The sequence below is a fragment of the Dyella sp. genome (genome assembly GCF_035685885.1).
GTDB lineage: Bacteria > Pseudomonadota > Gammaproteobacteria > Xanthomonadales > Rhodanobacteraceae > Dyella.
The window spans coordinates 26,501-35,636 of record NZ_DASRZX010000157.1 but is presented as its reverse complement, the minus strand read 5'-3'; the positions used below and the strand labels follow the sequence as shown (position 1 = coordinate 35,636).

Sequence of the window (9,136 nt, the reverse complement as noted above, 5' to 3'; positions counted from 1 at the left end):
GGCAAGCCGAGAGAGCCTCGCTCGGGTGAGTGCCGACCAAGTCGCGGAAGGTTGCGCGGCGCGGGTGAGCCAGGCTTCAGCTGCCGGCAGTGGAACCCGGTGCCGCAACGCCGGGGGCATGCCACCAGCTTGCCACCCGTTCGACAATGACCGGGAGGGAATCGAGCGCGTTGACCGTCAGCACGCGAGGCTCGCCCACGGGCGGCTCGAGATCGCGAAACTGGCTGTCCACCAGCGATGCGGGCATGAAATGACCGCGGCGATGCGAAACGCGCTGGATGGCGTCCTCCGGTGAAAGCTTGAGGAAGACGAAGCCGAGGTTGGGCACGGCGTTACGCAAGGTGTCCCGATAGCGGCGCTTGAGGGCGGAGCAGGTGAGCATGGCGCGGTCGTGCGAGGCGAGCGCATGGATAAGCTCGCGGCCCAGCTGTTCGAGCCAACCCTGGCGGTCGCGGTCATCCAGTGGTGTGCCAGCTCGCATCTTTTCGACGTTCGACGCGGGATGGAATGCGTCGCCTTCGATGAGGCAGGCGCCCAAGCGTTCGCCCAATGCCGTGGCGACACTGGTCTTGCCGCAGCCGGTGACGCCCATCACGACGATGGCGCGCATGTCATGGAGCATGGCGGTTGCCTTGGTTGATCAAGTGATCCGAGGGTGAGGATGCATCGTGAGGCTGCTTGGATGCTCATGCTTGATGGAGGGTTGGTGCATCCCGGCAATCCAGGCGCCACGACAACATGGCGCCAGCGAGGATAGCGCGGCGCTCGCGTTCGACGTAAGCAAAATTGCGCAGAATTTACGTCGCCTCGCCATCGGCTTGCACCATTTTTACTCCCGCCGGCGACACCATGCATCCATCGCAGGCAACTGCATCAGGCGAATGCCAGAGTGTCCATTCTCATCATGCAAGGACCTCATTCTCGTGCTTCGCTGCCGGGCGGCGAAGGGATGGCAGGGCTTCAGTCGCTGGCACGCATGGCAGGGCGAACGCTGGAGGTCTGCCGATGCCAAGGTTTACGCGACCTGGTGACCCAATTGCGCACTGCTCGCGAGCGCGATGCCGAGTTCATCCTGATCGATCCTGGCGAATTGGCCCACGAGGCACGCATCCATCCGGAGGAAGGGTTGCATGATGCGCTGGGCGAACTGGCCTCGCCCTATATCGAAGTGCACGACGATGACGCGGAGACGCTGGAAGAGACGCATCTGCCGCATGGCGCACCGCTGGCCACTATCGTGATCCATGGCGACCTGGCGACGAGCTATCGCATCGCCATGAACATCGCACTGAGGCAGCTGGCCGCCTGATCTAGTGGCGCGGCGGATCCGCTTCGCTATCGCCGCCCTTCTTGGGCGCGCCGCCCGGCTCGCTCACTTCCGCGAGCGTGGCCTCGATTTCCACCGCATGTTCGCTGGGCCGGATGGGCTTGCCGCGCGCTTCGGCGACAGCGCGTGTCAGCGCGGCGCCGATCAGCATGATGATCGAGGAGTAGTACACCCAGGTCAGCAACACGACGAAGGCGGCGGCCGGGCCATAGGCGCCGCCAACGTTGGCGTGTGCGATGTAGAAGTCGATGGCGTATTTGCCCAGCAGGAACAGCAGGGTGGTGATGAGCGCGCCCGTCACGGCGTCGGTCCACTCGATGGCTGCATCCGGAAGCACCTTGTACATCGCCCCGAAGGCCACCACGAACACCAGTACGGACACGCCGTATTCCATGGTCTTCCACACACCATCCTGGCCCGGCATCAGTGCCTGGATGGTGGCGCTCACCACGAAGGAAATGATCAGCAGGAAGGCGACGCCCACCAGCAGCGCGAAAGCGTGGGCGCGCGCACGCAGCCACGCGCCAATCGCCGCGCCAGGCTTTGGCTTGACGTGCCACACGCGGTTGAGTGTTCCCTGCAACTGGGCGAACACGGCCGACGCGCTGAACAGCGTGATGCCGGTGCCGACAAGGCCCGCCACGCTGCCAAGCTGGGGATGCGCACGCGCGGAGATCACCACGTCGTTGATCGCCGCCGCTGCGCGGCTTCCCACGATGCCCGACAGCATGTCGGTCAGGCTGGCCACCCATGATGGCTGGATCACCGAGATGGTCCACACCAGCAGCAGCAACAGCGGCGCGAAGGACAACGCGGCATAGAACGCCAGCGCCGCGGCGCGCGTCATCAGCTCATCGTCGCTGAACGCTTCCACGGTGGAGAAGATCGTGGTCACCAGCTTGCTTCGTTGTTTTGCCATGCGTGATTGCGCGGGCCAGGCGGTTTGCCCGGCTCCTATCCTCCGGTTTCCCGGTAACGGGAACCGTGGAGGAAACGTCATGGCCATGTGCATGCGAGCGATGGCACGTCCGCCGCCCGTTCAGAACTTGCTGTGCTCCACATCGCGCTCGCGGTGCATGAGGGTCCATTCGGCGTGTTCCGTGAGTGCGGCGTCGCCCAGGGCCAGCAGGATTTCGCGCTGTTTGGCTGGATCGTCCGTGCGGTCCAGGGCCGCGCGTGCACTGCTGAAGATGCGTTGCATGAAACGGTATTGCCGGATGAGTTCCTTGTCGGCCTTGCGGTAGGAGTAGGCCTCACGCACCGCGGCAACGATGGACAGCACCGCCATCACCATCACCAGCGAGTTCTTGGCTTGTTCCGGCAGGCGCAGCGCGAACAGCGCGAGGAATACGCTGATGCTGATGCCACCCCACAGGCTGACGAGACCGACGGTTTCGGTGATGTGGTGCAGGCCGGTGCGTTCGAGGGTCTTGCGCTCGAAGTAATGGAGTTGGCCGCCGGTGCCCGACTCGCCCACCCATTCGTGGATCACACGCGCCACGGCTTCCGGGCCATGCACGTCGGCGCCGCGGATGGGTTCGATGCCCGCAACGCGCATCACGTGGCGAATCCATCCCAGTTCGATGTTCTGCTTCTGCAGGAAGTTGTCGTGCGAGAACTCATGGTCACCGCTGGCCGAGATGCCGGCGCGCCTCCAATAAGCCTGCACGCGCAGTCCTTCGGCCAGCGCGCGGTAGTCGAGGTATTTGCGATGCCAGCCGCGGCGCCGGGCGAGCAGGGCGGTAAGGCCGCCCAGTGCGAACAGCAGAAGGAACATGTAGATGAGGAAGTTCTGCTCGGACAGGTGCGCGTAGAACGCGAAGGCAATGCCCATCAGGGCAGCGATCACGTAGGTGACGCGCAAGGCCAGCAGCACGCGTCGCTGGAAATGGATGGCGAGCCAGTCCGATGCGCGAAACAGGCGGCTGATGGGTTCGTTGTCGTTGAGTTCGCGCGGCGTCTGGCCGAGGTTGCACGGGGATTCGATCTCTGCCTCGTACTTGCTCCAGTCCTCGTTGAACTCCGCCATGTGGATGAAGGTCTGGCGGAATTCCTGCGGCGGTTCCTCCTGCGAGGTGGTGATGTCGCCACTGCGCCAGAAGGTCTGCAAGGGCTTCAATCCCGGCGCGACGTCGCCATGGTTGTCGTCGCGCGAGCACACGATGTGGTACAGCAGGCGCTCGTCGCCGCTGCCGAGCACGTGGCGCGCCTCGCGATGACGTTCCACCAGCCCTGGCAGGGTTCCGTTGAGATGGTAGTTGACGATCTGCGCGGTGCCACCGAAGCGCCCGGTGTCCTTGCCATCCCAGATGGCCAGCAGGATGTGGCAATGGCTGGCGATGAACACGCCAGACTTCGCGTATTGCTTGTCTCGCGCTGCGCCCGGCATCGAAACCGACTGGTGTGATTGGCTGCGTGGCAATCGCAAGGGAATAAGCTCGGCCTGCGCGCAAAGCGACTCGAAATCGGCGCGCGCTGAAGGCGAGCCGAAATCCTCAAGGTACATGTCCAGCGGCATCGGCAGCGGTGCGATCAGCCGGGCTCCTGCCGCCAATGCCTCGCGCGCCACCAACTGGTCGCCACCCTCGGCCAGCGCCGAAAGCAGGCACAGCGGCAGACCAGGAAACTCCCGCTGCAGCAAGGCAAAGAAGGCCGCCACGCGCTGACCTATCGGCTCCAACTCGCTCGCGGGGATATTGCGGTGACTGGTGACTCCGACGACCAGAGGCGTCATGTTGGCTCCCGAGATGGGCGGTGATCTTTCGCCATCCGAAGCGCTGGATGGCAGCCTTGGGGGACCTTTGCGAGCCTCCCCCAAGGCTCTGGTGCGGATGTTCCCTGAAATACACGAAGAGGTTATTTGTTCTTGATGGTCGGGTTGCTGGTAGTGCCGTCGTCGCTGTCGGTTGGCGTGTAATAGGTCTGGTGGTTGAGCGTGACAGAAATCTGGTAGGGCCAGTCCCCGGTACTGGCGACGCTGTCGTTCAAGTCGCTTATCGTCAACACGTTGCCGTTGTGGCTGATGTTCGGTGTTCCGAATACGCCGCTCGGCGGCTGGATGATCCATTCCACCCACGCGATGTCACCCGCTGCCGCGTTGCCGTGGAGCTGCCAGGTAATGGTCTGGGAAGAACTTCCGCGTGGAACATGATTGGCGTCGTCTTTCTGTTCCACATCGACTGTCCACGGATTTGTGGTTTCGTCGAGTTTGACCTTCAGGAGGTTTGGCATGGCGGGTTCCTCATGGTTGCGCTGGAAATCGATCCCCTGATGCAAATCGCGTTACTCATTGCCTTGCTTCGGCCTGCATGCGCAGCTGAAACTCGGGGTTGGCCGGGTATTCGATGTTGTACTTCTTGAGCGAGGCCAGAAGGCCGAGGTCGCGATAACCGGTTGTCCATAATTTGCGCACGTACGGCTCGGTGTCGGCCTGCCTGTCCAGGCTGAGCAAGGTGGCGACGCGCAGTGCAACGAGTCGGGGGTCATCCGCGCCGGCCGAGGTCGCCTCGATATCCTTCAGTGCCTCTTGACGCCATTGCAGGGCGCGCTGCGCGTCGGTTGTGGTGTTCGCCATCATCAGGCGTGCGTGGACGCTATCCAGTAGAAGGGCGCGGTCGTCGGGCTGATTCGCTCGTAACGGACCGATGGTGTCGAAGGCTCGTTTGGCCTGCTCGTGCGCGATAGCGTTGTGTCCTTCGGCTTGGAACTGCGCGGCCAGTTCCAGTTGTGCCTCGGCCAGATCACGCTGCCAGTCGGCATTGCTCGTATCTTTGCGGGTCAGTTCGGTGAGAATGTCCACGGCGCGGGTGTTTAGTCGCCGTGCCTCGTCGAGTTGACCGGATAATCGACGAAGCCGAGCGAGCTGGCTGGAATACAGTGCTATCTTCTCGCGTATGTCTGTGGCATTTGGATCGAAGCGATCAAGCTCCATCGCCCCGTCGATCGCTTGCTGCATGTAAGTCGCGCCCACCTCGACATCGCCGGCAAGCGCCAGGGTGCGACCCAGGATTGCGCGAACGCGGACCATGTTGTCCCGCTGCTCATGGTCGCTTGGATCGCGAAGGCTCAATGCCGTTTCAATGGCGTCATCCGAACGGTATTCGGCAATGGCAGTGGCGAGATCACCGCGAAGCAAGGCCATCTTGCCGAGATTGTTGTGCGCTTCACCCAGTATTTCGCGCCATGCGGTCTTGGGGTTGGGAAGACTGGTTAAAGCCTGGCAGTGCGCCAACATGCTGCGGTATTGCGAGGTGGCAAGATCCAGCTGGCCACGTGATTCCAGTACGTGGCCAAGGTCATTGTCGATCGCCGCCCACTGCTGAAGAAGCGCGTCATTGGTCTGCGCTTGCGGCGTGTGCGAGAGCACGTCCTGCGCCCGCACGAAGTGTTTTTGCGCCTCGTCGATATTGCCGCGCATCCATGCCGTCATGCCGATGTAGGTGAGGATGCGTGAATACGCTACCTGCCTCCCGATGTGGTTTGGCGATCGCTCCGCCAGCGGCCGGGCGACTTGTAATGCCGCCTCATAAGATTGCATCGCTGCGTCGAGCTTGCCTTGGTCGACTCTGATGCTGCCAATGCGTTCCAGGGCACTGGTGCGTTGCTCGAGCGATGTATCGGTCACGTCATCGTTTGGCAGGGATTGGAAATATGCCATTGCGCGGTCGTCGACGGCTTCCATGATATCCAGTCGCTGGACCTGACGAAGCTTCTCGTTGAGGTCGCCCAGCATGAAGCCCACCAGGTTCTCTGCCTGGTTGCGTTCGCGATCGGCGACGCGACGCGCATGCATCGCGACGAGCGCGAGGGTCGAGGTCGCGAGCATGATGGATACGGCGATCGTTGCCACGGCTGCAAGGCGTCGTTGGTGCCGCTGCTGCTCGCGTTGTCTTAGCTGGTCGAAGCCAATGTCCAGAATTCCGGCGATCAGCTTGAGCTTGGCGTGATGCCGGCCATCCTTGCCGGGCCTGGCATCCGCGGCGATGGGTTCTGTACGTTCCCCGCTCAACGAGCCATTGCGCCATTGGAAGCGCAACGCGTGCGCAAAGCATTCTTCTTCCGCTCGGCCAGGCAACATGCTGGCGTTGGGCTCTCCGCCTACAATAACGCAGAAGATTTGTTCACTTCGCCCTAGGCGCTTGTAGGAAAGAATTTCTTCATTGACCCACTGTGACCTGGCCGAGTGAGGCGAGCAAATCACGATCAGGTTTTCCGATAGCGCCAGCGCCTCGTTGACCTTGCGGCCAAGATCGGTGGCACTCGCCAATTCATCGCGATCACGGAAGATGGGCAAGAGCCTGCGTGGAATGACGCCGGCCGCTGTGGTCTGCCCGACGAGTCGACGGGGAACTCGATAATTTTCCAGTGCGCGATGCAGCCAGTCCGCCCAGGCTTTATCCTGGTGGCTATAGCTGATGAATGCGCGATACCGGAATTCCGGCACGCCGGGATCCTGCGCCATGACGAGTCGCACTCCTGTACAAGCAGTGCAGTCCGTTGCCGGGAAATCCTCAATCACGGGCGGCGGTAAAGCTGGGCCAGCGCCGATGCAGGCAAACGGCTGGCTCCCCTGCCGCGCAGACTAACACGGCATTCAAGGCAATGGGCCTTCTGGACGGCCAAACGCTGCGCCGTACACGGCATTGGGTGGTGCGGTCCTTTCATGCCGTTTTCACGGACCGCCACCGCCGGACCATGAGACCTGCGCCGTTGACCCTACCGGTTCTTGATCAGTGGATTGCTTGTTGTCGCCGGCTTCTGGGGCGCAGGGGCTGGGGCTGGCGCAGGCGCAGGCGCAGGCGCAGGGCTCGGAGCGGGTGCCGGAGGAGAGGCCATGGCGCGGGACGTCAGTGGATGAATCGACAGATATTGGCCGAAGCTTTCACGATACATGATGCTTCTCCTATCGTTGGGTGGGTGCGTGCGGTCCGCGAATACGCAATCGATTCGCTCAAACGCGTGTTTCTGTACTAGCGATTCTTGATGGTGGGGTTGCTGGTTGTCCGGCCGGTCATGCCCTTGGGTCCGGTACCCGTGGTAGTGGGATTGCTGGTGATGGCGTGGACGGCGGCGGTCGCGTGGACGGCAAGGCTGTGGCCCGTGTCCGTCGTCGGGGCGGTGCTGCGCGCTCTCACAGCGGGAAGGCGGGGCAGCGACACCCGTTTTGGATAGGGCTCCTCGAAAGCTGTTCGATAAGCGACACCATCGATGGTCGCACTGAGCCGGTAGTACCAAGTTCCAACCTTGTCTTCACGGTCATGCAGGTCCGTGATTGCCATCAATCGGCCATGTTCGAACAAGACGGGCGCGCTGAAGATTCCCGGGAACGGATGGCTTCCAATCCAGGCAAACCCAGGTGAAACCGGGTCCTCCTGAGTGTTGAAGCTGCCATGCTTGCCTTCGAAAACAAGGGACCAAAACAAGGATTGTCCGGTTTTGTGCTGATGTATGTCCGTTGCATCTCTCGGCACATCAACGCTGAGGTAAGCCGCTGTTCCGTCCTTGGGTTTTACAAGTCTCACCGGAATGGGTTTGATGGCCATGATGGGCTCCACGCAAATGGAAGTGCCTCTGACCGCCATGCGGCGGCATGGATAGGTTCACCTGCGCGGGAGCGCGATAGATGGGAGGCTGGTGCCCAGCCACGTTGTGCCCACTCCTGCACAAGGCAACGCCATCCCTGGACGGGAAGTCCTCATACGTCGGGCGGTTGTCGAGCCGATGTCGGCGCAATGCGCCGGCTCCCCATGGCGGGGCCGATTATGGCGCGTATCGACAGGCTTGTCGCAAGCGCTGCCTTCTTCACTACGCCGTCACGTCGCGTTGCTAGAAGCGGAACGTGGCCGAGGCGAGGGCCAGATCGCCCTGGAAATGCCGCTTGGCGTCGAACTCGTGGTAGTAGCGGGCCGTCAGGGCCAGGCCGTGCGTGCCGACCTTGAAGGCGTAGTTGACCGCGGGGCCCGCACCATTCACGCGGCCTTCGAGGGGGCCGAGAAATGCGCCTATCCCGCTGTCCGCACTGACTTGGCGGTAGACGTACCCGGCAAGGCCCACTTCGAAGCGTGGCGTGAGGCGTTGCCCGATGCCGAGTTCCAGGTGCACTTCATCACCGCTGCGATAGTGCGTCACGGTGTTGGGTCCGTTGACGCCGTAGCCGATCGCCGCCGACAGTTCGGTGTGATGCCCGCCCGGTACATAGGTGAAGGCCCAGGTGATATCGCCCGCCCAGCGATGGTGCCCTATGGATGGTGTGAATCCCTTGGCATATTCGCCCGTCGGAGCCCACAGGGTCAGCGCGATGGCGTGCGTGAATACGGGGCTGACTTGCCAGCCGAGCCGCGAGCCGATACTGGTGTCGCCTCGTCCCGTGCCGCTCACCGAACGTTGCCGCGTTACCGCTCCGCCGACCTCGCCGCTCAGCCTGAGATACGCGTAGGGCATGCCCACGGAAAACGCGAGCTGGCCGCCGAGAAACTTTGTCCTTGGGGCATACAGCAGCACGCCACTGAAGCTGTCCGAACGTTTCTTGAGCTCGACCACCCTGACGCCGCCCTGGATGGAACCACCCACCGAACCGCTGTATTGCACGCCGGCCAGCGAGGCGTACCAGCCCGGCGCCGGCGTGAGTCCGGCATTGAGCGACTGGCCGCCCAGCAGGTACAGGCCGCTGGCACCTTCAGTGGCATGGCTGGGCAGCGCTGCGATAAGCAGCGGTACGGTCAGGAGCGTGGCCCGATACAGGCAAGTTCGCATGATGTGGTTCCGCACCGCATGGGGCGCGACGCTTGCATGTGAGCCAGCCAGGTCGCG

The 9,136-nt window shown here is 62.6% G+C and carries 8 protein-coding genes; 1 reads left to right on the top strand and 7 read right to left on the bottom strand.

Going from position 1 to position 9,136, the window contains the following annotated elements:
* Positions 1-76: 76 nt before the first annotated feature.
* A complete protein-coding gene (locus tag VFG49_RS17875) occupies positions 77-622 on the bottom strand; it encodes a gluconokinase (RefSeq protein WP_324863073.1) in 546 nt (181 codons plus the stop codon).
* Between the two features lie 282 nt (positions 623-904).
* On the opposite strand from VFG49_RS17875, the gene VFG49_RS17870 reads away from it, so the two are divergent.
* Positions 905-1,309 carry a type II 3-dehydroquinate dehydratase gene (locus VFG49_RS17870; RefSeq protein WP_324863071.1) on the top strand — a complete coding sequence of 135 codons (405 nt, stop codon included), beginning with the start codon at positions 905-907 and terminating at the stop codon, positions 1,307-1,309.
* Position 1,310: 1 nt separating this feature from the next.
* On the opposite strand, the gene VFG49_RS17865 is transcribed toward VFG49_RS17870, so the two are convergent.
* From VFG49_RS17865 to VFG49_RS17840, 6 genes are all read right to left on the bottom strand, one after another.
* Positions 1,311-2,246 (bottom strand): YihY/virulence factor BrkB family protein, encoded by a 936-nt coding sequence (locus VFG49_RS17865; RefSeq protein ID WP_324863069.1) that lies wholly within the window; start codon positions 2,244-2,246, stop codon positions 1,311-1,313.
* Between the two features lie 120 nt (positions 2,247-2,366).
* On the bottom strand, positions 2,367-4,061 hold the full coding sequence (locus VFG49_RS17860; protein ID WP_324863068.1) for a hypothetical protein: 1,695 nt from the start codon (positions 4,059-4,061) through the stop codon (positions 2,367-2,369).
* A gap of 122 nt (positions 4,062-4,183) precedes the next feature.
* Entirely contained in the window at positions 4,184-4,558 is a 375-nt protein-coding gene (locus VFG49_RS17855) for a hypothetical protein (RefSeq protein ID WP_324863066.1), read from the bottom strand.
* A gap of 55 nt (positions 4,559-4,613) precedes the next feature.
* Positions 4,614-6,788, bottom strand: coding sequence for a toll/interleukin-1 receptor domain-containing protein (locus tag VFG49_RS17850; protein WP_324863064.1), 2,175 nt, complete (start codon positions 6,786-6,788; stop codon positions 4,614-4,616).
* Positions 6,789-7,296: 508 nt separating this feature from the next.
* Positions 7,297-7,869, bottom strand: coding sequence for a hypothetical protein (locus VFG49_RS17845; RefSeq protein ID WP_324863062.1), 573 nt, complete (start codon positions 7,867-7,869; stop codon positions 7,297-7,299).
* Positions 7,870-8,152: 283 nt separating this feature from the next.
* The gene (locus VFG49_RS17840; protein ID WP_324863060.1) at positions 8,153-9,079 is read right to left on the bottom strand and encodes a SphA family protein; all 927 of its coding nucleotides are present in this window, start codon (positions 9,077-9,079) and stop codon (positions 8,153-8,155) included.
* Between the last annotated feature and the right edge of the window lie 57 nt (positions 9,080-9,136).

What these genes read in the sequence shown, in the direction of transcription:
- VFG49_RS17865 (WP_324863069.1), bottom strand. Translation starts at nt 2,246, where the DNA reads ATGGCAAAACAACGAAGCAAGCTGGTGACCACGATCTTCTCCACCGTG.
- VFG49_RS17855 (WP_324863066.1), bottom strand. Translation starts at nt 4,558, where the DNA reads ATGCCAAACCTCCTGAAGGTCAAACTCGACGAAACCACAAATCCGTGG.
- VFG49_RS17850 (WP_324863064.1), bottom strand. Translation starts at nt 6,788, where the DNA reads ATGGCGCAGGATCCCGGCGTGCCGGAATTCCGGTATCGCGCATTCATC.
- VFG49_RS17860 (WP_324863068.1), bottom strand. Translation starts at nt 4,061, where the DNA reads ATGACGCCTCTGGTCGTCGGAGTCACCAGTCACCGCAATATCCCCGCG.
- VFG49_RS17845 (WP_324863062.1), bottom strand. Translation starts at nt 7,869, where the DNA reads ATGGCCATCAAACCCATTCCGGTGAGACTTGTAAAACCCAAGGACGGA.
- VFG49_RS17840 (WP_324863060.1), bottom strand. Translation starts at nt 9,079, where the DNA reads ATGCGAACTTGCCTGTATCGGGCCACGCTCCTGACCGTACCGCTGCTT.
- VFG49_RS17870 (WP_324863071.1), top strand. Translation starts at nt 905, where the DNA reads ATGCAAGGACCTCATTCTCGTGCTTCGCTGCCGGGCGGCGAAGGGATG.
- VFG49_RS17875 (WP_324863073.1), bottom strand. Translation starts at nt 622, where the DNA reads ATGCTCCATGACATGCGCGCCATCGTCGTGATGGGCGTCACCGGCTGC.